A 25,460-nucleotide genomic window follows, 5' to 3' on the forward strand; every position below is an offset into this window, starting at 1 on the left:
TTAATAGTAGCTGCTGTTCTCTACAAACTCGAATTCGAATTCACCTATGCGGACGATTGTGCCTTCCACAGCTCCGCGTTTACGCAGTTCTGCGTCTACTCCCATATGCCGCAGCGTACGGGCGAGCTTCAGAATCGCATCATGCGTGCTAAGCTGCATGCGTTTGAGCATTTTCTCAATGCGCGGACTGCTGACAACAAACGCATCATTGTCACGAGTAATAGTGAAGGTATTATCATCTTCGGCTTCCAGCTTGTATACCTTGCGTTCCGAGGTTTCTGCTACTTCTTCTACTACCGGTGCAACCGGGATGCTGTCGAGAAGATCTGTTGCCCGGTACAGCAGTTCCTGAACCCCTTGACGGGTTAGTGAAGAGATCGGCATAATCTCCATATCCGGGCGCAGTTCCGCTACCCGTTCACGGAAGGAAACCAGATTCGCTTCCGATTCCGGCATATCCATCTTGTTCGCTGCAACGATCTGCGGACGGTCGATCAGACTCGCGTTGTACTGCTTCAGCTCATCATTAATGAGCACCCAGTCTTCGAAAGGATCACGTCCCTCGGAACCGGACATATCCACTACATGAATAATGACGCGCGTGCGTTCAACATGGCGCAGAAATTCATGCCCCAGGCCCACACCTTCGCTGGCACCCTCAATCAGACCGGGCAGATCCGCCATTACGAAGCTGCGGCCATCACCAACATCAACTACACCCAGATTTGGAGTAATTGTAGTAAAGTGATACGCACCGATCTTTGGCTGTGCCGCTGACACCACCGATAACAGTGTAGATTTGCCTACACTCGGGAAGCCTACCAACCCTACATCTGCCATGACCTTAAGCTCCATGACAATATAACGTTCCTGGCCTTCCTCACCGTTCTCTGCGAGTTCTGGCGCGGTATTGTTTGCAGTGGCAAACCGGGTATTTCCCCGTCCCCCGCGTCCGCCCTTCGCCACCACTACCTGCTGGCCGTGACGGGTCATATCAGCAATGACTTCCTGAGTATCATCATCAATCAATACAGTTCCCGGAGGAATGCGCACGATCATATGCTCGGCGTTCGCTCCGTGCTGGCTTTTGTTGCGGCCCTTTACTCCGCGTTCCGCTTTGAAGTGGCGCTGATAACGGAAATCCATCAAAGTACGCAAGCCTTCATCCACGCGGAAAATAACGTCTCCCCCGCGTCCGCCGTCTCCACCGGCAGGACCGCCTTCCGGCACATACTTTTCCCGGCGGAACGCAACGAGTCCATCGCCGCCGTCGCCGCCCTTTACATAAATCTTAGCTTTATCTACGAACATTCATGTTCACCTTCCTTACATTCCCAGCGGTACACGCAGCTCTACGTAAGCCTCACTTGGCTTCCACTGCTCCGCCTTCATGATTTTGCCTTGTACTATATTATAAATTTGCCCCTGCAGCAGCTCGGGATTACCATGATCTCCCTTGCTTTCGAAAGAGATGAGAATGTCTCCTCCATCCTGTGAAAAGCCGAGGCGGAGTGTCCGTGTATCGCCCTGTAGCGTGAGTCCGCTATATTGGTAAGCCCTTACCGTCTGCATAATCACAGAAGTTAGTTCGTCCCCCTGATCAGGAGTCAGCTTGTCCTCCAGCTGCAATCCTTCCTCTACCTGCACTTCCAGCTCCAGATTACTCCGGAAAGTGCGGAAGGACTGCAGATAGAACACCAGCGACGGAATGCCAAGCTTAGCGATCCGGCTATCCAGTGCGATGCGTTCCTTTATTCTTTCCACACATTGTACGGATTTATCACGCTTCCCCAGCTGGATATATCCGTAAAGTACCTGCAGATCATTCATCCAGTCATGACGATGATGATTCAGTGTCCGGTTTGCCGCCTGTTGCAGAGTTTTCTCCTGTATGCGCAGTTCCTCTTCAAAATGACGCCGGTTGTAATAAAAGCTGAAAGCAAGCACCCCAGCTACCCATAATCCGAGCAGCAGGCATGTGAAAAAGGAGGTTTGCCAATACACGAGACCTAAAGGAAGCGCTACGGATAACATGACTGCCCAGATCAACCTTTTCCAGGATTTCATTCTTTCTCCCCGTCCCTCAGTTCGCAAAATTCATTCAAAATTATAAATCTGCCCCGAAGGGGCTTTTACCATTTCCCAGTATAACACAGGCGCCCGGTGCAATCACCAGCACGTGTAACCTATACATTCTAATATTTTATCAAAAAAACCCCCGGCACTCATGCCGGAGGCTTCTACATACAAATGTGGTTCGGAAAGCTTACGCTTCCACTGCCGCTGCTACCGGAGCGACATCAACCGGGTACACGCTCACTTTTTTGCGATCGCGTCCCCAACGTTCGAACTTCACTACGCCATCAACCAGTGCGAACAGCGTATCATCTTTACCGATGCCTACGTTAGTGCCCGGGTGAATTTTTGTTCCGCGTTGACGAACCAGAATGTTACCGCCGGTAACTGCTTGACCGTCAGCACGTTTCACGCCAAGACGCTTGGAGTGGGAATCACGTCCGTTCTTTGTGGAACCTACACCCTTTTTCGATGCGAATAATTGAAGATCCAATTTCAACATGTTGGTCAACCTCCTTCTTTAAATGATAACTTGCTGTATCTTAATATACTTCCCGTATGATTCTGCGATATCACTGAGCATTAAGACCATGGATTCCAGCAGCAGTTGAACTTTCGCGGACGTTTCAGCATCTTCAACAGAACCGAGGGTTCCGCTTAAGAAGCCATTCTTCATGGAAGTATCCATGGAGATTCCGGTCAGACTCTCAATTGAATTGACGGTACCCACCGTAACGGCTGATACTCCGGCACACACAATATCTTCACCGCGTTTGGCATAACCTGCATGCCCTTCCACCTCAAAACCGATAACAGTACCCATGTTCGAAGCCCGTGTAATCCGCACGTTAATCATTAACGCACCTTCTTACGCTTGAATCTTCTCGATAGTTACTTTAGTGTACGGTTGACGATGGCCTTGTTTCTTGTGGTAGTTCTTCTTAGGTTTGTATTTGTAAACTACAACCTTTTGGCCTTTACCATGTTTCTCGACTTTAGCTGTTACAGACGCGCCGCTAACCAGCGGAGTTCCTGCAGTCAGACCACCTTCGTTAGAAACAGCCAATACACGGTCAAACGTTACGCTTGCGCCGTCTTCAGCCACCAGCTTCTCAATGAACAAAACATCGCCCTCTTGGACTTTGTATTGTTTACCACCAGTTTCGATAATTGCATACATTGTACTTGCACCTCCTCATGTCTCAGACTCGCCTAGTCTAGGTGGCAAATTCCCGGAGGAACTGCGCTTATGTACCCGATCGGAGCGGTTACAGCATGTGCAGGATTAGAAGAATCAAACACATACTTGAAGATATTATCATACTTATTACCTATCGTCAATACTATTGGAAAGGTATTTAAGAAGTTGCGGGTTACTCCAGCCAGGCCCCGACCTTGCCCGTGCCGCCGCAGCATTGGCAGATCACCGGGGCGAAGCTTGCCGAGTCATGCCTTGCTTTTTTACGGGTCATCTCCAGCAGTCCAAGATGGGTCCAGCCCAGAATATGCGTTTTGGTGCGGTCGCTGCTGACCACCCGCCCCAGCCGTTCCACCACTTGCCTGCGATGTTCTTCCAGTTCCATGTCAATAAAATCAACTATAATAATGCCTCCGGTATCACGCAGACGGATCAGCCGGCCAATCTCCTCAGCAGCTAACAAATTCGTACGTGTTACAGTCTCTTCGAGTGTCGCTCCTCCGGTATATTGAGCCGTATTGACATCAATGACGGTCAATGCCTCGGTTTCGTCCCAGATCAGTGTTGCTCCGCCCTCAAGGATGATTTTGCGGCTGAAGCTCCGGAGCAGCTGCTCCTGCACGCCGTACGCGGTAAAGATCGGCTCCTGTCCACGGTAAAATCCTACAGGCTTGTACCCCTCGGGGGCCATCTCCGCCAGAAAAGCCTCCGCCTCCCGAACGGCCTTGGCCGAGTCAATCATCAGCTCATCAAGCTGCGGATTGTAAGCATCACGGATAAAACGCTGAACAATACTAAGATCGGAATGCAGCAGTGCCGGAGCTGACGCCTCTTCTGCCCGGCGGAGAATCATTTCCCACTGTGCCCGCAAAAAGGAAAGATCACCTTCCACCGCATCCGCCTGTTCATCCTCCGAAACCGTCCGCATGATCAGCCCTTCCTCGCGCCGCCGCAGTCTTTCGCCGATGACTTTAAGCCGGTTCCGTTCCGATTCACGGCTGATTTTTTTGGACACCCCGACGTATTCGGCAAAAGGCATGTACACCATCCACCGTCCAGGCAGTGTGTAGTGTGTGGTCACCCTGGCTCCTTTGCCGCCGCGGGGCTCTTTGCGGACCTGAACGATGATCTCTTGGCCGGGCTGCAGCAGTGTATCAATGGAGGGCTTTACCTCCGGCTGCTTGTCCAAGTGTGGATGGAGTACATCATCAACATATAAAAAAGCATTTTTCTTCTGTCCGATATCGACAAAAGCGGCCTGCATGCCTGGCAGAACATTCATAACCCGGCCTTTATAATAACTGCCGACCAGCCCTTGCTGCTGATCGCGCTCGGCCGCATACTCCACCAGCCGCCCGTTCTCCAGAAGAGCCATCCGGGTAACATGCTGCGTGCAGTGAACGATCATTTGTTTCATGGCTTCACCTCTGGTATTCAATCATTCATGTATCTAAATTCCGAAATAGGAAGAGATCAGGCGCTGCTCCGGTACAACGGCTACCACATTTTTATCATCGTTCATCACATAAATAAAATGATATTGATTACGTTTAAATAGACGCAATATATCATCTAAAGGTTTCGCGGAAAAAGCCACAATAGGACGTGCGGCCCCCCCCGAGCGTAAATGCCGTTCATAAGCAGCCTCCCTGTTCATCAGAAAAGCCACAAAGCGGTAAGGCAAATTACGCTGATCCGTAACATTCGAATAGAGCAGAAAAGCACCGATCATCAGCAGGTTCAGCCGCAGGCCGCCGCCTGTCAAAAGCGGAAGCAGGGCATAGCAAATGACCAGCACGCTTGCTGTTATGCTCACTCTGCCGCTCCATAGGAGAGTGTAATAATAAGGCGCCAGCATACTAAGCGCAGCCTGAAGGATTTTGCCCCCGTCCAGAGGAAGCACCGGCAAAAGATTAAAAAGTGCAATAATGGCATTTGCCTGTATAAAATAAGCAAGAAAAGCACTATTGCCGCCTCCTGCGTGCTGCAGGAGAAGAGCCATCACAATCATAATTCCGTTTTGCAGTGGTCCGGCAAGCGCAATGGTAATCTCCCGGCCGGCGGTCAGCCGTCCGTGATCCTCGATAACAGCCACCCCTCCAAATGGAAGCAGCTGGACAGACTTGACTGTAACCCCGTTCAGCAAAGCGGCAATGACATGTCCCATTTCGTGAATAAATACGATTGTAAATAACGTTAGCAGTTCCAGGAACTGTCCGGTAATGACAGAGAGGAGCATAATCAGCACGAACAGCGGATGCAGCGACAGCTGGATTCCTAATATCCTAATCAAACGATACCACTTCAGCGGGATCAATATAAGTCTTGTCTTTCATAATTGCAAAAAAAAGCAGCGGCGCATCCTGGCTCTCCGTTTCCTGCATCCAGCCGACAGTATCTCCGCTCTGCACCCAGTCATCCGCCGATAGTCGGGTTCCGCTTAAATGGCCGTATTCCGCTGTTATATTGCCGGTATGGCGAACCACCACGCGGATTCCTCCTTGTGCTTCTTTCGATACAGAGAGCACACGGCCCGTATCTACACTTTTCACCGTGACATTACCGCTTGAATCGGCCAACGGCATAATTTCCACTCCCTTCAGTGTGGAAGCGAAGGCGCGTACGATGCTTCCCTCCAGCGGAGCACTCAAGCTGTGCGAGGCATTTACCTTTTGCGCCGGTACCTCATCGTCACCAAAAATCGGAATAAAGGAGGGCGCACCGTTAAAATGTGTTTCATACCAAACCTGTGCAGCTGCAAAATCCATATCATTACTCAGCACATCGGTAATAAAATCCTGCGCCTTAACTGCCCAAGGCTCCCGGGACATGAAGATACCCCATACTGCTCCGAATACAAGGACACTTGCGATAGTCCTCCGGATGAATCCGGCCGCGAACCGCGGTGTACCACCTCCGCCCCCCTCGTCCCCCCAGCCTCCGCGCTGCTGCTTCCACAGGAGTTCAGGGTCGGGCTCCGGTCCAGTTGGAGTCTCGCTTGGCTGTCCAAGTCCCCATTCTTTAAAGCTCGTCACATTATCGGTCAGCGTAAACAGCGGCGGTGCCGCTGCTTCCGGGTTCTCATCCAGCAGACTGCGGATACGTTCCTTGCGGCGTCCTTTGATGCCTGAATTCTGTTCCATAATCATCCCTCCGGCGGGCTTGTTTTAATGCTAGTTTATGAGACCGCAGCATCTGTTTAGAACAAGCCCCCGTGGAAGAGAACACCAAGAAAAATCCCGCCGCAGATACTCTGCAGGCGGGATTTTTATGGATAATTCTACAATTGCTCTCCGTACCGTTTAACCCATACCAAAAAATTTCTTGAATTTACTAAACGCACCCGGCTTGCGGTCCAGCTGCATGAGCGGTACGGCATCCCCCAGAATACGCCGCGCGATGTTACGGTAAGCAATCGCTGCAGAAGAGTTGGGATTCATCACTGTTGGTTCCCCGCTGTTCGCAGCCTTGATTACAAGCTCATCATCCGGAACAATTCCAATCAGGTCAATATTGAGCACTTGAAGGATGTCCTCAATATCGAGCATATCTCCCGTCTTGACCAGGCCCGGCCGGATACGGTTGACCACCAGTTTCGGTGATTCTACACTGGATTGTTCCAGCAGACCAATAATCCGGTCCGCATCTCTTACAGCCGCATGCTCGGGAGTGGTAACCACAATAGCTTTATCAGCACCAGCTATCGCATTACGGAATCCGTGCTCGATCCCGGCGGGACAATCGATCAAGATGTATTCGTACTCCTTCTTCAGCTCCAGAATAATATCCTTTACCTGCTCAGGGGTAACGGACGTCTTGTCTTTCGTCTGTGCAGCCGGCAGCATATACAGTTCATCAAACCGTTTGTCCTTGACCAGCGCCTGATTCAGGCGGCAGCGTCCCTCCGCCACATCGACAAGGTCATAGATGATCCGGTTCTCCAGCCCCATAACTACATCCAGATTCCGCAGTCCGATATCCGTATCAACCAGACATACTTTTTTGCCCTGCAATGCAAGTGCGGTTCCAATGTTGGCTGTTGTGGTTGTTTTGCCAACTCCGCCTTTGCCCGAGGTTACGACAATCGCTTCTCCCATGGAGGCTACACTCCTTTAAACACATTTAAACCCTGACGTAATTTGACTATATTATGAATTTTGTCGATCTGCATAGCGCCGCTCGATAAATAGGCAAATTCCATGCTGCTCTCCCGAGTTCCCCATTCATCCGGAGGCCGGCTAATGACGTCGGCGATCCGCAGCTGTGTCGGTGACAATAAAGAAGCGGCAATAATCGCATCCTGATTGCCGTCCACCCCGGCATGAGCCATGCCTCTGAGTGCTCCGAGAATATAAATATCACCTGAACAGGTAATTGTTCCTCCCGGATTCACATCGCCTAGAAATAACAGATTGCCCTGGTGATGCAGGACTTGCCCGGAACGAAGCATACCGCTCATCAGGAACAAGGCCTCAGGATCCACATTGCCTTGATCTTCAACCGCTTCAATAGAGCGAATCAGCAGATTGCCCTGACTTTTTAGAATCTCCAGCACCGCCGCTTTGTCTTCATCGGTGACGGGGCGGCTCCCCAGCTTAACATCCACGTGCACAATCGGACCCGTTAAAATATTTTGATGGCTGTGCTCCAGCTTATAGCGAAGCTCGCTTAAGAGATCTTCAAAGGGACACTTGTCGTCTAGCAGGAATACCAGGCCGTCCTTGATGCCCTTAATCCTTACATGCTTGGATTTTACTGTCATATGCCTGTCCCCCCATCCTCATTCATTCGTTCCGGGTCAGGTAAATTCCTTCTTTGTGTGAAAGAAAATGCGGAGCCCGGTTATGCCGGTTCTTCCTTGCGGGTCTCTTTCTTCAACAATTCCAGCTGACGCCTTACCGGAATGTATAAGAGTAATCCAACGGCAAAATGAAAGAGCATGGTTGGAAGCATATAGTTCAGAAGCGCCCAGTTATAGGGCTCCTGATTGAGATTGAACACACTGTAAATCGCAAACAGGATGCTGTCCTCCAGCAGACTGCCAAGCAGCACAACGGTCATCATCAGCGGAAGCGGAGCCCGCGGAATCTGGAAGATTAGTCCAATCAAATAAGCGGATAGCCCCATTGCGAAGGAATGGGCACCCAGAATTCTGCCGTAGTAAACAATATCATGCAGCATGCCGAAAGACAGTCCTAAGATAAGTGCCGTATGCCGGTGATGGTAGATCGTCACAAACAGGATAACGATAAAAACAAGATTAGGAATAATCCGCAATTCCCAGGCATCCGGAAGCAGCCAGGGTAGAATGGTGCCCTGAAGAATAAATAAAAGAAACAATAACAGTACAAGAACAGATCTGCGCATCCTCACTATTCCACACGCTCCTCCGTAAACACCACGAACAGATCCTTCCAATTCTGAAAGTCAGCCGCAGGGTCAATGAGCGCAGTCGAGGTATAACCGAACTCCCCTTCCTGGACACTCTTCACCGTACCAATGGTTAATCCACGCGGGTACACGCCGCCGCTGCCGGAAGAAATAATGGTATCTCCTGGGGTTATAGGGTCACCTACCGGGATCTTGTTCATCTTCAGCATTCCGGTTTGCTGATCATAGCTTTCAATCATTCCAAAGCTTAGCTTTTCTTTATTCAGTACAGTTGCAGCAATTGGCGGCTGGGAATTAGGATCATTCGCATCCATCATTGTCATCAGCTTCACAGTTGAAGTGAAATTACTTACCTGACTGATAACACCGACCAAGCCTTCCACAGAAATTACAGACATATTAGGTTTGATTCCGTCCTTCGAGCCCAGATCAATCACTATCGAGCTATTGCTCGGCTCTGTCGTCAAGCTGATGACCTGAGCAATATGCAGCTCATACTGGTACAGCTTTTTCTGGGCCTCTCGGAATTCAAGCTCTTCTTTGTAATTCTCATTCTCTGCTTTTATGAAGTTGTAGGTCGCTTTGTCCCGTGTGTACTGGGCAGCCAGAATTTTGAGCCGCTCGTTCTCTTCTGCCAGATCATGCAGATTCCCGATATCTTGGAACAAGCCCGCTACATATCCAGCGGGCTTGTAGAACAAACTTTGCACGAATCCGGTTGTATCCCTGAGGAAATTCTCCGGCCAGGACAAGGCTTTCCTTGCACCCAGGCTGAAGCCCATGACCACGATGAACATTACCAGTGTAATCAGCAGGATGAACAGACGTTTATTGTTAAACAGCTTAAACAGTTTCAACACCCTCTAACAACCGTATTTCACCCATATCAGGGGTTGATGTGCATATGAAGCAGTATATCCTATCGTTTAGGACGAAGTCCTGTATTGTTGCGGCTCTTGAACAGATGAATGTTCTCAAGCGCTTTGCCTGTTCCGATGACGACGCAATCCAGTGGATTCTCGGCAACGATAACCGGCATTCCCGTTTCACGTGCCAGCAGCTTGTCCAGGTTGCGCAGAAGCGCTCCACCGCCGGTCAGCACAATTCCCCGGTCCATAATATCGGCAGCCAGCTCCGGAGGACATTTCTCCAGCGTCACTTTTACAGCTTCTACAATCGCATTCACCGTATCCGACAAAGCTTCACAGATCTCATCCGAGGTAATTGTGAGTGTCTTCGGTAGTCCGGTAACGAGATCGCGCCCGCGGATTTCCATCGTTTCCGCCTTCTCCAGCGGAAGTGCAGAACCCACGTCCATCTTAAGCTGCTCCGAGGTACGTTCCCCGATCATCAGGTTATATTGGCGTTTGATGTACTGAATAATCGACTCATCCGCTTCATCGCCAGCCACACGCACAGAGCGGCTGGTAACAATACCGCCAAGCGAGATGACTGCAACTTCTGTAGTTCCCCCGCCGATATCAACCACCATGCTGCCTGTAGGCTCCCATACCGGAAGATCCGCACCGATTGCAGCAGCAAAAGGCTCTTCGATAATGTAGGCTTCACGTGCGCCTGCCTGTTTGGTTGCATCCTCAACCGCACGCTGCTCAACCGCAGTAATGCCGGAAGGAACGCAAACCATTACATTCGGATGCCGCTGGAACATAGAGCGCTGCTTCTGTGCCTGTCGGATGAAATATTTAATCATTGTCGCTGTTGTATCAAAGTCTGCGATAACGCCATCTTTCATCGGACGGATCGCACGGATATTCCCCGGCGTACGGCCGATCATTTTCTTGGCGGATTCGCCTACAGCTTCAATCGTTTTGGTATCTGTATTAATGGCCACCACGGAAGGCTCTCTGACTACGATCCCCTTACCGCGTACATAGACAAGCGTATTCGCTGTCCCCAAGTCAATTCCAAGATCTTTCGTAAAACCACCTAACATGCTTGTATTCTCCTTTTCCTAGTGAATCTGCACAATTATATTACATGTACCCTTTTTCTTTCAAACTTATAAACCGGCTGTCCCCGATAATCAGGTGATCCAGCACATCGATTCCGACAATTTCGCCTGCCTGAATCAGTCTTGACGTCAGGGCGATATCCTCGGGACTTGGCGTAGGATCGCCGCTTGGATGATTATGTGCACAGATTATCGCTGCACTGCTGCATTTCATGGCTGCCCGGAACACCTCCCGCGGATGCACAATAGAGGCATTCAGACTCCCCATAGACAATGTCTCCTGCGATATTACATGATTCTTCGTATTCAAAAACAGACAGACAAAGTGTTCCTTCTGTAAATAGCGCAGCTGCTCCGTCAGAATCTCTGCTGCGTCCTGCGGGCAACGAATGGTAACCGGCTCAGTAAGCCTCGAATTCGCCATCCGCCTGCCCAGCTCTATGCCAGCTTTCAGTTGCACCGCCTTGGCAGGGCCGATGCCTTTGATATTCGTCAATTCTTCAATGCTCAGATCCGCAAGCCCGCGCAGACCGCCAGACTTGCCCAGCAGCTGCTGGGCAATATGAATAGCCGATTCCCGGCGTGTACCCGTACGCAGCAGTATAGCCAGCAGCTCCGCTTGACTGAGTGATTCCGCCCCATAGTGCATCATGCGCTCTCGTGGTCGTTCTTCATGGGGGAGGTCCCGCAGCATAAATGATTGCGACTCCATCCCTATCCCTCTCTCCTTGCTATCCTTGCCGGTTCAGCACGGAAATCCCAAACCGGGTCAGCATGCCGCCAAGCAGCGACAACGGTAATCCGACCACGTTAAAGTAACAGCCCTCAATCTCTTCCACCAAAGTGGCGCCAAGGCCTTGTATCGCATAGGAGCCGGCTTTGTCGGCAGGCTCTCCGGTCGCTATGTAAGCGGATATTTCCTCTTCGCCGAGTGTTCTCATCTTTACTGAGGTTACCCGGTGCGCCACTTCGGACTTGCCGTCCGGCAGCCCGATGCAGGCCACGCCGGTATACACCTGATGAGTCCGGCCCTGAAGCATGCTCAGCATGGCTTTGCTGTCCTGCTCATCCACCGGCTTACCGAGCACCTTGTCATCCAGCACGACAATGGTGTCGCTGCCGACAATAACGGCATTCCGTTCTCCGGCGGCAGGCAATACGGCTTCTGCTTTGCGTAAAGCGAGCGTATGCACGATCATCTCCGGTGTAAAGTCCGGCGGCGTACTCTCATCAGCATCGCTGACCATCACCTCGAAAGGCAAGCCAAGGTTCGACATTAGCTCCCGGCGGCGAGGTGAACCAGAGGCAAGGATAATGAGTCGTGAGTTATCATGCTCCACTGTATAAACGTCCCTTCTGAAGTCAGCAGCTGAAAGCTACAGTCTGCGATACAGCCATACGGCTGTAATGATACCGGCGAGACTGAGCAGGCACAATTTCAAATGAATAGTGATATCATAGGTTATGATGTCCAAATCGGCTTGCGGCGACCACTTAAGAACAGTCGGGGCTGTAAGAAAAGACAGGGCTTTTACAGGCTCCAGCAGCTTGGCGATCCATGCCCCGGCCAGCCAGCCCAGAATAAGAAATAACAGCAGTGTTCCTACATTTTTCTTCTTCATCCACGTCTTCCCTCGCCATTTTTTGACACCTTAATTATTATACGGTGAAACTGAGTTCAATACAAACTCAAAATCCACATCGGTAATGATTACCATTCAACCCGGTAAAACCGGATGCTACTGGTATCAAAAATCCCCCGGCCAGGGGCGGGACACCGGGCCGGGGGATGCTATATTTCCTGTTAACTAAGCAAGGAGAGCAGGCTCTTCTGGCCTGCCAGGAAGCTCATCATCGAGTCCTGCACTTCCCAGAGCAGTCCTTGCGCTTGATTCTTATTATATTCGTTAAGTGCTGCAATTCCCTGGCTCACGGATTTCTCCAGCCCTGCGCAAAGACTCTTCCCCTCGGCAGACAGGCCCGGTTCCAGTCGTTTGACAGCCTCATTCCACTGCATATGAAGATCACTGACAGCAGCGCTGTTCACATTCCCGCCGGCTCCGCTAAGCAGCGAAGCAGATACGCTGCTCAGCTCATTCACCAGCTTCCCACTGGCAGCAAAGTAGCTGTTCACAGCCTCAGAAGCCCCGGCAAAAGCAGCCTGATCCGCGGCCGGCAATGTCACTTCTCTTACGTACAGCTCAATCCCCTGATTCTTAAGTCCGCTGCTAAGCAGCTTGGCCTGCTCGCGGTCAGGCGACATTCCGGCATACACCCGGTTGCCGCCCTCAGGATCGAAGCCGGCGGCGAGTCCCGCGGCGAGTAATTCCTGCTGCGCCTGCTGGGCTCCTGCCGGGGTACTGAACACACCGTATTGCAGCAGATAATAGCTCTGCTCTGCAATTGCTACGGGGATGCGGCCTGGAGCAGGGATGTCCGGCAGACCGGTGTCGCCGGTAACCGGCTGGCCGGAAGAAGTGTTCGCCTGGCTCTGCACGGCTGCCGTATTGGCTCCGGCAGGCCCGCTGCCGCCATCATTCACACCGCTGATGAAGTTCAGCGCCGCGTAGCCCAGCAACACTCCTATCCCCAGCGCTCCGGCAACAGGAAGGGCGAATTTCCACCATTGCGTGGGCCGGCGGGTCTGGTAAGAGCCTCCATAACTGACTCCGGAGTAGGAGATATCCCCGAAGTTCTCCGGTTCGTCAGCTGGCATAAATTCAGGATACTGGCTGACAGGCTCTACTTCATAATCTCTATAGGACCAAGTCTTTAAAGGGATTGTCTCCTCACGCTGCTGCGTGCTGCTGTAATCCTTCGCTGTACCGAGACCTCCGCCGCCTGCACTTATATCCTGCGGTGCTTGTCCGCTCTTGTCCTTGTTCATATCAAAGCGGAATGTCATTCTTCCGTTATTCAAATCTCACACCTCACTATCGTCTATTCGTTAAGAGAATATATGATAGAGAGGGGGCGAATATGCTATTTTGCTATGATTACACCAAACTGAGCACTTTTTCCTTGATATTGCTTGCCTCATAATACTTCAGCAGTGTCCGGTAGGCCTGATCAGCTATAATCGATCCGAGTTCCGGGGTTTGCAGCAGCTTCACCACTTGTTCGGCAACTTCACCGGTGGTGTTGGCCAACAGAATGTTCCGGCCCGGCTCGCAATATATTCCCTCCGCACTTTTGTGGCCCGTAACTACCGGTGTCCGCAGCGCCCAAGCCTCAAGAATTTTCAGCGGGCTGCCGCAGCCTTCACGGAGCGTAGTCACAACCGCCTTCACCCGCCGTATGTATGCGTACATCTCTCCGCTCTCTTCAATGATCTGCACAGAGGAATCCAGCTTGGCTAAAGCTGCAACCTCCGGATGAACCTCCCTGCTGACTATGTAACATTTGCAGTCTGAAACCTTAGCCTTAATTAACGGATACACCTTCTTATGAAAGGTCAACGCTGCATTTTTGCCCTGAGTGGTGTGCATATTCCAGTTAAGCAGGATTGCATTCTCTTTGACGGCAGGCTCGCTGTATTGATAATCGTCCAGATCGATAAAATGCGGCACGACATGAACCTTGCCGGCATCCGCAAAAGACAGGGCCTTGAACGATAGGGCATCCCACTCGGAAGCCGTCAGCAGCAAAGCGGTTTTGTTCAATAATTTACGTTCATCCCGCCGGGACAGTGCCGCATTTAACTTATGATAACGTCTGCTCAGACCGCGTTTGCCGGCAGCCCTTCCCTCTGACTGCATGCTCTCCAGACGCTGTAAATCGGTAATAATTGCAGCTTCCGGCAGCAATGAAGACACTACATCAATGCAGTCGCCAGGCACTCCCTGCGCAATAAATACATGGCTGTATGCATTCAAGCTGCACAGACGTCTGATTTCTGCCTGCAGATCTTTATCTGCATAACTATGAACAGCTTTACCCCTAAGCTTATATAGCGAATCCATCAGGGACTTGCGCGGCCTGGGGACTTGATTTACAGTGTGCATCCTAAGCGCAGCATCAGGACGTAATGTTGAATCACGCTGGCACTTGCAATATTCAAGCAGATCGATATCGAATCTCTCCAGCAGGATGCTGACCAGACTTTCCGTTCGTATTTCTCCTTCTGGATCATCCCCCAGACCTTGAATCCGGGCAGAAAGAAACAGCATTCTCTCTCTCATATCTCTGGCTCCTTGGTTCTATAAAAATAATAAACCTTATATTAACATGCAGAAAAAGCAGGCTGGATACATACCCAGCCGCTTTTTATAGAACTTTAGTTGTAGATCAATAGTAGCGCAGTTTATTGAAAAAGAATGTCGATTTATGAGAGAAAATTTTTTTATTTCTAAATATGAAGAGTTTTAGACAAGACTCAACAGCTTCTCCCTCACACTGTCGGCCTCATAATTAGCCATCAGCGTCCGATGCGCCTGCTCCGCCAGAATGGCTCCCTGTTTACGATCTTGGAGCAATTGCACGACACTGGCGGCAAAAGTCACGGGATCATCGGCAATCATAATATTGCTGCCATGCTTGTAGAGCAAACCCTCCGCACCTTTGGTACTGGAGACAACAGGGGTCTTCAGCGCCCAGGCTTCCAGTATCTTCAGACGGGTTCCGCTCCCCTCCAGCAGAGGTGCAATAACCACCTGTGCTCTCCGTACATAATCAGCTACACTGTCTACATAACCAGTGATCACAATGGATGGATCTTTATCTGCCAGCGCAGCCACATCAGGATGCACATCCCGGCCTACAATATACCATTTGATCTCCGGAACCTGTGCTTTGATCAGCGGATAGATATCGCGGTAGAAATAGACGGCTGCATTAACGTTCGGAAAGTAGTTCATATTCCCGGGAAGGATGATCCACTTTTCTTTCTCCGGTTCTGCTTTTGAACGATAATCGCCGATCCGGATGAAGTTGGGGATGACATGCACTTTATAGGAATTTTTGGTGGACAGCGCTTTGAAGGACAATCCGTCCTGTTCAGACGTTGTCAGCAGCAGATTGGTCTTATCCATCAGCTTCAGCTCATCCAGCCGGGTCCAGAACGCGTTCAGCTTAAAATACAGCTTGGCGATACCGTGCTTCTTCTGTGCCAGCTGCGCCGAGAGATTGCTCTCGAAATTGTGGGCATCCGTAATAATGACTGCCTCCGGCAGTACTCCGCGGACGATATCAATACAGGATCCTAGCAGGCTATGAGAAATAAAAACGTGACTATAGCTGTTCTGTTTACTAAGCCTAATAATCTGGCTGTGCATATCCATATCTGCATGACTCATATAAGAGCAGTTGCGCCACTTATAGAGTGAACGGAGCATCGCCTTACGGTAACTCATCCGTCGTTCCACTTCATGCATCGTAAAGGCTGGCACTCTCTCTTGCGGCTTCTGTTCCCGGGGGTTACGGTAGGTTAGCAGGTCTACCTCATATTTCATCATCAAAATATTCAGAATATTGCCAGTCCGCAGTTTGCCGCCGCTGTCTTGCGGAAAAGGATTCTCAGCGGAAATAAACAGTAATCTTTCCTTCATAACCTCGTCTCCTACTCTCCACTTTATCTGTAATTTTTTGGACATATTTATTCATTTAAGATATATTACCCCAAAGCGGCGCGAGTTTTTGTCGTTTTATGGGATTTTGCAGAAATATTTCAAAATATTTTCCACTCCATAAAGTGCAGTACCGCCATACAACAAGGTTGTACACGCTTCCATTAAAATTAAATAAAATTCAAAAAAAAGCGTATCCTTTCCGAATGATCAGAAAGAATACGCTTTGAGATACAGCTTCAATCCTTTTATGCTTGTTTACCGTGCTCCTTCAGAGCTTCCGCCAATGTGTACCCGACCTTCCAAATATCTCCGGCGCCCATTGTGAGCACCAGATCGCCTGGAGCAATACGGCCTTGCAGGTCTGCCAGTACGGCTTCCTTGGTCGGCAGATGCCTTGCCCCGGCGTTGCTGTTCTGAACAATCAGTTCCACTAGTTTCGCAGAGGTCACACCTTCAATCTGCTTCTCACCGGCCGGTGAGTAAATGTCGGTAATGATTACCTCATCTGCTTCACTGAAGGCCCGGCTGAACGCATCCAGCAGGAAGAAAGTACGGGTATACCGCTGTGGCTGGAAGACGGCAATAATCCGTTTGCCGGTAGCTTTGGCGGCGCTGATCGTAGCCTGAATTTCGGTAGGGTGATGCGCATAGTCATCAATCACCAGAATATCATTTGCTTCGCCCAGCACCTGGAACCGGCGTTTGGCACCGTGAAATTTCACTATAGCGTCTGCGATGGCCTCGAAAGCGATGCCTGACTTCAGGCAGGCGATTACCGCAGCCATTGAATTATACAGATTGTATTTTCCGGGAATGGACAGCTCAATCCGTCCCAGCACTTGACCACGGCTGCTCATCGTATAGGAGACCAGCCGGTCGCCCAGCACGATGTCAGTGGCGGTATAATCCGCATCCGGCGAATGAATGCCGTAAGTGATGACATTGCCTTTCACTTCGGACAAAAGCGAGCTTGCCGTCTCGTCATCAGCACAGACAATGGCCGTGCCGTCTTCACGAAGCTGATTCATAAACTGGACGTAGGCAGCCTTCAGCTTGCCAAAATCGCCGCCATAGTTCTCCAGATGATCCGCTTCAATATTAGTCACAATGGCCAGCCAAGGGTGGTACTGGAGGAAGGAGCCGTCGCTTTCATCCGCTTCGGCCACGACGAATTCTCCTTGTCCGGCCTTGGCGTTGGTGCCGACATTCATAATTTCCCCGCCGATAATATATGTCGGGTCCACTCCGCATTCCTCCATGATCAAAGCGATCATCGAGGAGGTAGTTGTTTTGCCGTGCGCCCCTGCAACGGCAACTCCCTTGCGTTCATTCAGCAGCCGGGCAAGCATTTGGGAACGGTGCAGAACCGGGATTTTGAGACGCTCCGCCTCCACCCATTCCACATTGTCACTTGCCAGTGCCGTAGAGTAAACTACGAGATCCGCACCTTTTACCTGCTCCGCAGTATGTCCGATATAAACCTTGGCACCTTTGGCAATCAGTTTCTCTGTCAATTCCTGAGCTGCCACATCGGAGCCCGTAACCGTATATCCCATCTCAAGCATTACCCGGGCAATCGCGCTCATTCCGTAGCCGCCGATCCCTATAAAATGCACACGTTCAGTAGTATCCAACAGTTCGTCACCAGCCTTTTTCAGAATCGGGTTGCCGCAAAAGCGTACTGCGCACATCGGAGATCAGATACAGTGTGCCGGACACGACCGCAAGATCTTTTTCTGACGTGATCGACTGCAGCTGCTGCAGCGCCTTACCCCAATTACGTTCTACTATGATTTCCAAATTTTCTTTGGCATATTTCTCCCGCAGACGTTCTGCGATGGCCTGCAGTTCTTCCGCGTCCATTTTCTTCCGGAAATCCGGTTCGGTCAGGATGAGCGTATCCACTATAGGCAGTATATGCTTGAAGTATGACTCATGATGCTTATTTGCCAGCATCCCCATGAGCAAATTTAATTTGCCGTACTTATAAAACTGCGGCAGGCTTTTGGCCAGACTCTCCGCACCTTCGGGATTATGTGCCCCGTCGAGTACTATCCGCGGAGAGCGGCCTACTTCCTCCAGCCTTCCAGCCCAGAACGTATTCTTAAAGCCTTCCAGCACATCCTCGTCCTCCAGCATGAACGCCATGTATTGACGAAGAACCTCCAGCGTCATCATGGCCCCGGCCGCATTACTCAGCTGATGCTCGCCTTTCATGCCAATGCCAACGTCCAGTGAACGGAACGGACCTTTAAAGTTAAACCGCTGTACACCATCCTCAATCCCAATCAGATCATAGCTGAAATCTTCTCCCGCCAGATAGAGGGTTGAGCGGCAGGCTGCCGCTTTGGCCTTAAGCACAGCGATAACTTCGGGCTGGCTCACGCAGCTGACTACAGGAACTCCCGGCTTGATGATTCCGGCTTTCTCACCGGCAATCTTCTCCAGGGTATCTCCCAGCACATCGGTATGATCATGGCCGACATTTGTAATCACGGACACGACAGGCGTCACGATGTTCGTTACATCCAGCCTTCCCCCAAGACCCGTCTCCCATACGACTACATCGGGATAACAGCGCTCCGCATAGTAGAGGATAGCCAGCGCCGTAGCCACCTCAAACATCGTGGGTGAACCCAGCTCAGTCCCGGCAATTTCTTCGACGAGCGGACGCAGCTTCTCTGCAAGCTCGGCGAGCGTCTCTTCAGGAATATCCATGCCATTATACTGAAAACGGTTGGTGAATTTGGTGATATAGGGAGAAGTGAACGTTCCAACGCTATACCCGCTCTTCAGCAGCACACTTGTCAAAAAAGCGCAAGTCGAGCCTTTGCCGTTCGTCCCTGCTACATGAATGAACTTCAGCTTGCGGTGCGGATTGCCCAGCTTCTCCATCAGCACTTCAATCCGCTCCAGCCCCGGACGGATGCCGAAAGGAATCAAACCGTTAATCCAGTCGACCGCTTCTGTATAAGAACTTAAGGGAGCGGTACCGCCGCTCCCGATCATCTCTTCCATGTCCCTTATCCTCTCAGCTCTGCGATGCGGGCCAGCACTTTCTCGCGCTTAGCGGAATAATCCGCCTGCTTAGCCCGTTCCTCTTCGATGACTTTAGCCGGTGCCTTGGCAACAAATCCCTGGTTGCCAAGCTTCTTCTCTACGCGTTCTACTTCACTGTTCAGCGTCTGAACTTCTTTTTTCAGACGGATAATTTCCTGTTCGATATCGATCAGACCGGATAGCGGCAGCAGGAGCTCTGCTCCTGTAACTACTGCGGACATAACCTTATCCGGAGTTTGCGGATTAAGGCCTGCTTCGAACGATGAAGTATTGCAGAAACGCCCGATGTAATTATCGTTGCGGGTAATGATGCTGAGTGTTTCTTCGCTGCCGGCTTTGATGATCAGCTCAACCTTTTTACTCATCGGCACGTTCACTTCAGCACGGATATTACGAACCGCACGGATAACATCCATCAGCAGGTTCATTTCAGCAACGGCCTCAGGGTTCTCAAGTGCCGCATCATACACAGGCCACTGCGCCAGGGTAATCGTCTCACCCTCATGCGGCAGATGCTGCCAGATTTCCTCGGTGATGAACGGCATGAACGGATGAATCAGGCGCAGCGTGCGGTCCAGCACATAGGCAAGCACCGATTGGGTCTTGGCTTTGGCGGCTGCATCCGCACCATAAAGCGACAGCTTCGCGAACTCGATATACCAGTCACACAGGTCATCCCAAATGAAGTTGTACAGAAGACGGCCGGTCTCACCATACTCGTACGAGTCAATTAGACGCGTAATATCGCGAGAAGTTTCGTTCAGGCGGTGTAAAATCCAGCGGTCCGCCGTAGTGAGCTCACCTGTAATGTCAATATCTGCAAAGCTTACACCTTCCAGATTCATCAGCGCGAAGCGGGAAGCATTCCAGATCTTGTTGGCAAAATTGCGCGCCTGCTCTACCTTCTCCATACGGAAACGCAGATCCTGGCCGGCCGTGCTGCCGGTTGAAATCATATAACGCATCGCGTCTGCACCGTACTGTTCAATAACATCCAGCGGATCAATCCCGTTACCAAGCGACTTGGACATCTTGCGTCCTTCCGCATCACGTACCAGACCGTGCATAAAGACATCATTGAATGGCTTTTTGCCGGTAAATTCAAGTGCAGAGAAGATCATACGCGCTACCCAGAAGTAAATGATGTCATAGCCGGTAACCAGGACATTGTTCGGGTAGAAACGCTGATAGTCGCTGCTGTTCTCATCCGGCCAGCCGAGTGTGGCGAACGGCCACAGATTGGAGCTGAACCAGGTATCAAGAACGTCCTCATCCTGCTTCAGATCATCAAGACCGCTGATTTCGCGGGCTTCTTCCTCGCTGTAGGCTACGAATACTTCGCCTGTAGACTCAGAGTACCAGGCCGGAATGCGGTGTCCCCACCACAGCTGACGGGAAATACACCAGTCACGCACATTTTCGATCCAGTTCAGATAGGTTTTCTCAAAACGTTCCGGAACGAAGTTAACGCCGTCGCCGTTCTTCTGTGCAGTGATGGCGGCTTCGGCCAGCGGCTGCATCTTAACGAACCATTGGGTGGACAGGTAAGGCTCAACCACTGCGCCGGAACGCTCGCTGTGACCAACCTGGTGCACATGGTCCTCAATGGAGATCAGAACACCCTGCTCCTTCAGATCAGCAACGATATTCTTGCGGCATTCGCTGCGGTCCTGACCCTGGTAGGGTCCAGCTTCCTCATTCATAATGCCGCCTTCGTCCATCACATTAATCTGCGGAAGGCTGTGGCGCAGACCTACCTCGAAGTCGTTAGGATCATGTGCCGGAGTGATCTTCACCGCTCCGCTGCCGAATTCCTTCTCTACATAATCATCGGCAATCACTGGAATTTCACGGCCGATAATTGGCAAAATCAGAGTTTTGCCGATCAGGTCCTTATAGCGTTCATCCTTAGGATGCACCGCTACCGCTGTATCGCCCAGCATCGTCTCAGGACGCGTAGTCGCTACTGTAATGAAGCCGCTGCCGTCCTTAAGCGGATAACGCAGGTGGTACAAATGACCGTTAACTTCCTTATATTCCACTTCGATATCTGACAACGCTGTACGCGCAGCCGGATCCCAGTTGATAATACGCTTGCCGCGGTAGATCAGGCCTTTGCGGTACAGCTCAACAAAGACTTGGCGTACCCCTTTGGTCAATCCTTCGTCCAGCGTAAACCGCTCGCGCGAATAGTCCAGAGACAGTCCCATCTTCGCCCATTGCCCGTGAATGGTTTCGGCGTACTGCTCTTTCCAGGCCCATACCTGCTCCAGGAATTTCTCGCGGCCGAGATCATGGCGTGAAATTCCCTGCTGGCGCAGCTTCTGCTCCACCTTGGTCTGGGTGGCGATTCCGGCATGGTCCGTTCCCGGCAGCCAGAGGGTATCGAAGCCCTGCATCCGCTTGGTGCGGATCAGGATATCCTGCAGCGTGAAATCCAGCGCATGCCCGATGTGCAGCATGCCCGTTACATTCGGCGGGGGAATTACAATACTGTAAGGCTCGGCATCAGGCCGCATGCCGGCCTTGAAGAATTCGTTCTCCATCCAATAGGTGTACCATTTCTGCTCTGCCGCCTTCGGATCATATGTAGTCGGCATTTCGCTCTTGGCGTTATTGTCAGCAGCAGCATTGTCTGCCGCAGCCTGCGTGTCCGGCAGCTCCGCTGCCGCATTAGTGTTGTGATCAGCCATGTTCTGAACCTCCATTAAGATAACTGTATTGTTTGTGGTCATGAAAATACAAAAAGGCCTTTCGTCTCAAAGGACGAAAGGCCATTCTTTCGCGGTACCACCTTTGTTTCGCGCTAACAGAAAATAAACCTCTGCCCGGGTACCTTACGGTTCCAGAGCTTAGCGCGACACTCACGCAGATAACGGCTGCATCCGGCCACATCCTACACTGCAGCCCTGATTAAGGGTATGCATTCAGAAGGGCGACTCCGGGGCGACTTCGGTGGCTGCATCCTGCGGAAATTCACAGCAATTACAATTCCGCTCTCTGAAGGGCTGACCGCCTACTCTTCCCGTTCCCAGTCTTTAGCTAAGTTTTACTTAATCCCATAATACAGTTAGTACTATTCCTAGTCAACCAGCATACGCACAAACCGCGAGACTTATACCGCCCAAATAAAATATTTGTCGGAATACAAAAAGAAACCTCTCCTTTCTGAAAAATGGAAGTGCAACCTGCCATTTTTTAAGGAGAGGTTTCTCAAGTACATAATCATGCCGTTCACGAGCTCTAAGGAATGTATAAGACCTGCCCTTCCTCCACATTCTGGCCGGACAGCCGGTTGTACATGACCAGCTCCCGGGCACTCAGCTGATATTTCTCGGCAATAGTGTCCAGGGTATCTTCCCGCTGTACGATGCAGAGCCGGACTTTGCGGAACAGCTCGGCACCGCCCAATCCGCCGATGAAGCGGCTCTTCCATTCACTATCATTTCCGGCCTCTGGAATAGGCACTGCAGAAACGGCTCCGCTCAGGGCGGCAGTCTCCTGCTCCTTATGAGCACGGCTTGAACTGAGCAATGAGGAGAAGGTGAGATGCTCCTTTGCAGGAGTCTCTTCTTCCTTCTTGCTTCCTAAAGCGATTTTCAGGTCCGTCTTTTCTTCATGAGCGGGCAGCGTCTCCGGTGAATGGAAAACTTCATTCTCCTTGTATTCAGCTGGCTCGGGGAGCGCCGCTTCATCCTGGGCCTGAACCTCAGGCGGAGCGTTATCCTCTGCTTCTGCAGCAACCGAAGGCTCTTCCCGGTTAACCGCATAATTCTCTGCCCCAGCTATGTCTTCTTCAAAAGCATTCACGAGTGCAGCAGCAGGTATAACAGATTCTAAGGACGCACTGCCTGACACTTGCGCTAATTCCGGAGAGTTAAGCGTATTCGCAGCTTCTGCCTTCTCCCGCGCACCAAAAAAGTGTCCGGAAAGCGGCTCTGCGCTGCCTTTATGAGAATCAAAGCTATGCGTCCGCAGCTTCTCTTCTTTGTCCTTCTGCAGCTGTGCTGAGGAACCTGCAGGCTGAGTGTAGACGGAGCCTTCCACAAAAAGCGGATTCACTGCAGCTTCCGCTGTAAAAACAGCATTCTCGTGTTCATCTGCCGGGGCTTCAGCTGCACCTTCGCCGTAAGTCCACAATGAATTCTCATACAGGGCATCGTTATCATGCTCACGGGGTTCAGCCGGAGCATCACTTCCCCGGCCTTCATGCTCCGGAGAATACGCAACTGTGTACTCTTCCTGCTGCCAGGCGGCCCCAGTATCCGTTCCGCCGATACCCCGCAGGGAGAGCACGCCTGTTATGTTGACAGTTCGCATTGTAAGCAGGTCAACATCGAAGTTCTCGATCTCCACCCCTATGTCTTCAAGTGAACTGACCCGGGTCAGCGGAACTGTGATTTCAACGGGAATGGCATGCTCCAGACGCTCGGTCCGGTCATTTTCGCCCCGGTAAAGTCCGGTGAGCAGCAGCTGGCCGTAGAGCTCAGCCCGGTCCTCCCGCTGAATCACCTGAATATCCGGAATCAGCTCCACCTCTTCCAGCTCAGCTATTCCCGGAAGTTCATCCGATAGATGGATGCGTTCATAAATATCAAACCGCAAGCCGTGGGACTGGTCAAACACGGGAAATGTCCTCCTTCTTGGCATAATCTAACTCTGAGACAAGCCCAGAGCATAAGCCCAAAATGTTACTCCACTCATGTATATGCTTTAATCAGAAAGGCATGACTATTTTGGACACAACAGCATAAGTCACTGGTTATTTCACTTGCCGGAGAGGATGCCGGCATCGGGAATGCAATATTCTGCCGGAAGTCTGCTGCGCAAGATACGCGCCAGTGGATTACCTGGGTCGGTGAGACTGAGAATATCTGCAGGATGAAACGCACCGGGAATAGGCCGGGCTTTCCGTTTGATCAAATGCAATATACCGGCAGCTGCGCTTGGCTGCCGGCATGCCTGCTTTCCTGCTGCCAAGCGGTATCCCTTGAGTGTCCCTTCCACCATCGCATCCAGTGAACGGCTGTTCCCAGCCCAGCGCTTCGCCTCACTTCCTGTCTTGGCCCGCAGCTCGTCATCTTCCAGCAGCTGTTCCAGCTGTTTCGCCAGCGCCTCCGGATTCTCCGGAGGCACAATCCAGCCCGTTACCCCATGCTGTACCATTTCCGGCATCCCTGCCGTACCAGCTACAACCGGGGCAATGCCGGCAAGCTGCGCTTCAGTAACCGAAAAGGGCTGCGTATCCTGCAGGCTGGGCTGGACATAAATATCCGCTTCCGCCAGCGCAGCGGGGATATTGTCTATTTTGCCGGGGAATAAAACGAGGTCCTGGATGCCAAGCTCCTCCACCTGTACTTTTAGCTCCTCCATAAGGCTGCCGTTCCCGGCGATCACACAGATCCAGTCCCGGCGCTGCTGCTTCACCATGCCAAGTGCACCGATCAATACATGAACTCCCTTGATATATTCAAGACGTCCGGCATACATAATGACCTTCCGCCCGTGATCCAGATGAAGCGGAGAGGGCATTGCCGCTTTTACCTCATATTCGTTCAAATTGACTCCATAGGGCTGAAGGTGAATCCGATCCCGTTCCACTCCCAGCTCCCCCACCAACTGCCCGATCCATTCTGATGAGACCATAATCAGGTCCGCAGCGTTCGCACCAAGCTGTTCGATCCGGCGGAAATAGCTCCAGATAGGCCTGCGCTCATATTCCAGCTTTGTCAGCCCCGGCTCAAGCCCTTTGTATTCATAAAACGACTCGCGGGCCAGAGCCCCATGAACACTGGAGACCAGCGGCACCGGAACCTTCATAATCCGCCGCAGCGCATAAGAGGAAATAAGATCCTGGGCATGGATTACATCATATTTCTCCAGGCCCAGCGCCGCAGCCCCGCCTTCGAATACATAGCGTCCCAGCTCAAAGCTAAAAATGCCGTGCTCCTGATGCAAATGGGGAAACTTCTGCGGATCCAGATAAGGCAGCAGCGCGGTATAATACGCTTTTTTATCAAAGAGAGCGTTCTCGTTCAGCAGATATAAGGTATTGCTCTCCACATTGCTGCCCATGAGGGTTACCGTATGCCCCTGCTCGCTCAGCTTGTCTGAGAGTTGTTTCATATACGTCCAGATCCCCCCCATATTGGTGAGTCCCCAGTAGGTAACCAGCAATATTCTCATGAACCCCTCT

General features: G+C 51.3%; 24 protein-coding genes and 2 other annotated features. All 24 genes read right to left on the reverse strand.

The window, feature by feature from the left end; all coding sequences use genetic code 11:
* The gene (gene obgE, locus JRJ22_RS23025) at nucleotides 1-1,311 is read right to left on the reverse strand and encodes a GTPase ObgE (protein ID WP_206101670.1); all 1,311 of its coding nucleotides are present in this window, start codon (nucleotides 1,309-1,311) and stop codon (nucleotides 1-3) included.
* Between the two features lie 15 nt (nucleotides 1,312-1,326).
* Complete coding sequence (locus JRJ22_RS23030; RefSeq protein ID WP_206101671.1) at nucleotides 1,327-2,067, reverse strand: Spo0B domain-containing protein; 741 nt, start codon at nucleotides 2,065-2,067, stop codon at nucleotides 1,327-1,329.
* A 199-nt stretch (nucleotides 2,068-2,266) separates the two neighbouring features.
* Nucleotides 2,267-2,578: a 50S ribosomal protein L27 gene (gene rpmA, locus JRJ22_RS23035; protein ID WP_039876443.1), complete on the reverse strand. Its 312-nt coding sequence runs from the start codon at nucleotides 2,576-2,578 to the stop codon at nucleotides 2,267-2,269.
* Between the two features lie 18 nt (nucleotides 2,579-2,596).
* A complete protein-coding gene (locus JRJ22_RS23040; RefSeq protein ID WP_206101672.1) occupies nucleotides 2,597-2,932 on the reverse strand; it encodes a ribosomal-processing cysteine protease Prp in 336 nt (111 codons plus the stop codon).
* 12 nt (nucleotides 2,933-2,944) lie between these two features.
* Complete coding sequence (gene rplU, locus JRJ22_RS23045) at nucleotides 2,945-3,256, reverse strand: 50S ribosomal protein L21 (protein ID WP_054942699.1); 312 nt, start codon at nucleotides 3,254-3,256, stop codon at nucleotides 2,945-2,947.
* 14 nt (nucleotides 3,257-3,270) lie between these two features.
* Nucleotides 3,271-3,356: a sequence feature (ribosomal protein L21 leader region), on the reverse strand.
* Between the two features lie 93 nt (nucleotides 3,357-3,449).
* A complete protein-coding gene (locus tag JRJ22_RS23050) occupies nucleotides 3,450-4,691 on the reverse strand; it encodes an Rne/Rng family ribonuclease (RefSeq protein ID WP_206101673.1) in 1,242 nt (413 codons plus the stop codon).
* A 33-nt stretch (nucleotides 4,692-4,724) separates the two neighbouring features.
* Complete coding sequence (locus JRJ22_RS23055) at nucleotides 4,725-5,567, reverse strand: M50 family metallopeptidase (protein ID WP_206101674.1); 843 nt, start codon at nucleotides 5,565-5,567, stop codon at nucleotides 4,725-4,727.
* The gene (locus tag JRJ22_RS23060; RefSeq protein ID WP_206101675.1) at nucleotides 5,560-6,417 is read right to left on the reverse strand and encodes a M23 family metallopeptidase; all 858 of its coding nucleotides are present in this window, start codon (nucleotides 6,415-6,417) and stop codon (nucleotides 5,560-5,562) included. The genes JRJ22_RS23055 and JRJ22_RS23060 overlap by 8 nt, the downstream gene beginning before the upstream one ends.
* 159 nt (nucleotides 6,418-6,576) lie before the next feature.
* The gene (gene minD, locus JRJ22_RS23065; protein ID WP_206101676.1) at nucleotides 6,577-7,371 is read right to left on the reverse strand and encodes a septum site-determining protein MinD; all 795 of its coding nucleotides are present in this window, start codon (nucleotides 7,369-7,371) and stop codon (nucleotides 6,577-6,579) included.
* Nucleotides 7,372-7,376: 5 nt separating this feature from the next.
* Complete coding sequence (gene minC, locus JRJ22_RS23070; protein WP_054942703.1) at nucleotides 7,377-8,036, reverse strand: septum site-determining protein MinC; 660 nt, start codon at nucleotides 8,034-8,036, stop codon at nucleotides 7,377-7,379.
* A gap of 80 nt (nucleotides 8,037-8,116) precedes the next feature.
* A complete protein-coding gene (gene mreD / locus JRJ22_RS23075) occupies nucleotides 8,117-8,647 on the reverse strand; it encodes a rod shape-determining protein MreD (protein WP_206101677.1) in 531 nt (176 codons plus the stop codon).
* Nucleotides 8,647-9,525 (reverse strand): rod shape-determining protein MreC, encoded by an 879-nt coding sequence (gene mreC, locus JRJ22_RS23080; protein WP_206101678.1) that lies wholly within the window; start codon nucleotides 9,523-9,525, stop codon nucleotides 8,647-8,649. Before mreC ends, mreD begins: the two co-directional genes overlap by 1 nt.
* A 59-nt stretch (nucleotides 9,526-9,584) precedes the next feature.
* A complete protein-coding gene (locus tag JRJ22_RS23085; protein WP_054942706.1) occupies nucleotides 9,585-10,619 on the reverse strand; it encodes a rod shape-determining protein in 1,035 nt (344 codons plus the stop codon).
* 40 nt (nucleotides 10,620-10,659) lie between these two features.
* On the reverse strand, nucleotides 10,660-11,349 hold the full coding sequence (radC, locus tag JRJ22_RS23090) for a RadC family protein (RefSeq protein ID WP_206101679.1): 690 nt from the start codon (nucleotides 11,347-11,349) through the stop codon (nucleotides 10,660-10,662).
* A 19-nt stretch (nucleotides 11,350-11,368) separates the two neighbouring features.
* On the reverse strand, nucleotides 11,369-11,977 hold the full coding sequence (locus tag JRJ22_RS23095) for a Maf family protein (RefSeq protein ID WP_206101680.1): 609 nt from the start codon (nucleotides 11,975-11,977) through the stop codon (nucleotides 11,369-11,371).
* A gap of 36 nt (nucleotides 11,978-12,013) precedes the next feature.
* Nucleotides 12,014-12,259, reverse strand: a complete 246-nt coding sequence (locus JRJ22_RS23100; protein WP_206101681.1) for a DUF4321 domain-containing protein — start codon at nucleotides 12,257-12,259, stop codon at nucleotides 12,014-12,016.
* Nucleotides 12,260-12,441: 182 nt separating this feature from the next.
* Entirely contained in the window at nucleotides 12,442-13,557 is a 1,116-nt protein-coding gene (locus JRJ22_RS23105; protein WP_206101682.1) for an SPOR domain-containing protein, read from the reverse strand.
* 76 nt (nucleotides 13,558-13,633) lie between these two features.
* Nucleotides 13,634-14,818, reverse strand: a complete 1,185-nt coding sequence (locus tag JRJ22_RS23110) for a glycosyltransferase (protein ID WP_206101683.1) — start codon at nucleotides 14,816-14,818, stop codon at nucleotides 13,634-13,636.
* A gap of 183 nt (nucleotides 14,819-15,001) precedes the next feature.
* Entirely contained in the window at nucleotides 15,002-16,183 is a 1,182-nt protein-coding gene (locus JRJ22_RS23115; protein WP_206101684.1) for a glycosyltransferase family 4 protein, read from the reverse strand.
* Nucleotides 16,184-16,449: 266 nt separating this feature from the next.
* Nucleotides 16,450-17,838 carry a UDP-N-acetylmuramate--L-alanine ligase gene (murC, locus tag JRJ22_RS23120; protein WP_206105272.1) on the reverse strand — a complete coding sequence of 463 codons (1,389 nt, stop codon included), beginning with the start codon at nucleotides 17,836-17,838 and terminating at the stop codon, nucleotides 16,450-16,452.
* A gap of 7 nt (nucleotides 17,839-17,845) precedes the next feature.
* Nucleotides 17,846-19,222 carry a bifunctional folylpolyglutamate synthase/dihydrofolate synthase gene (locus JRJ22_RS23125; protein ID WP_206101685.1) on the reverse strand — a complete coding sequence of 459 codons (1,377 nt, stop codon included), beginning with the start codon at nucleotides 19,220-19,222 and terminating at the stop codon, nucleotides 17,846-17,848.
* Nucleotides 19,223-19,227: 5 nt separating this feature from the next.
* Entirely contained in the window at nucleotides 19,228-21,864 is a 2,637-nt protein-coding gene (locus JRJ22_RS23130) for a valine--tRNA ligase (RefSeq protein ID WP_206105271.1), read from the reverse strand.
* A gap of 159 nt (nucleotides 21,865-22,023) precedes the next feature.
* Nucleotides 22,024-22,306: a binding site (T-box leader), on the reverse strand.
* 201 nt (nucleotides 22,307-22,507) lie between these two features.
* Nucleotides 22,508-23,890: a LysM peptidoglycan-binding domain-containing protein gene (locus tag JRJ22_RS23135; protein ID WP_206101686.1), complete on the reverse strand. Its 1,383-nt coding sequence runs from the start codon at nucleotides 23,888-23,890 to the stop codon at nucleotides 22,508-22,510.
* Nucleotides 23,891-24,031: 141 nt separating this feature from the next.
* Nucleotides 24,032-25,450 carry a glycosyltransferase family 4 protein gene (locus JRJ22_RS23140; protein WP_206101687.1) on the reverse strand — a complete coding sequence of 473 codons (1,419 nt, stop codon included), beginning with the start codon at nucleotides 25,448-25,450 and terminating at the stop codon, nucleotides 24,032-24,034.
* Between the last annotated feature and the right edge of the window lie 10 nt (nucleotides 25,451-25,460).

The sequence above is a fragment of the Paenibacillus tianjinensis genome (genome assembly GCF_017086365.1).
In the GTDB taxonomy this organism is placed as follows: domain Bacteria; phylum Bacillota; class Bacilli; order Paenibacillales; family Paenibacillaceae; genus Paenibacillus_AQ; species Paenibacillus_AQ tianjinensis.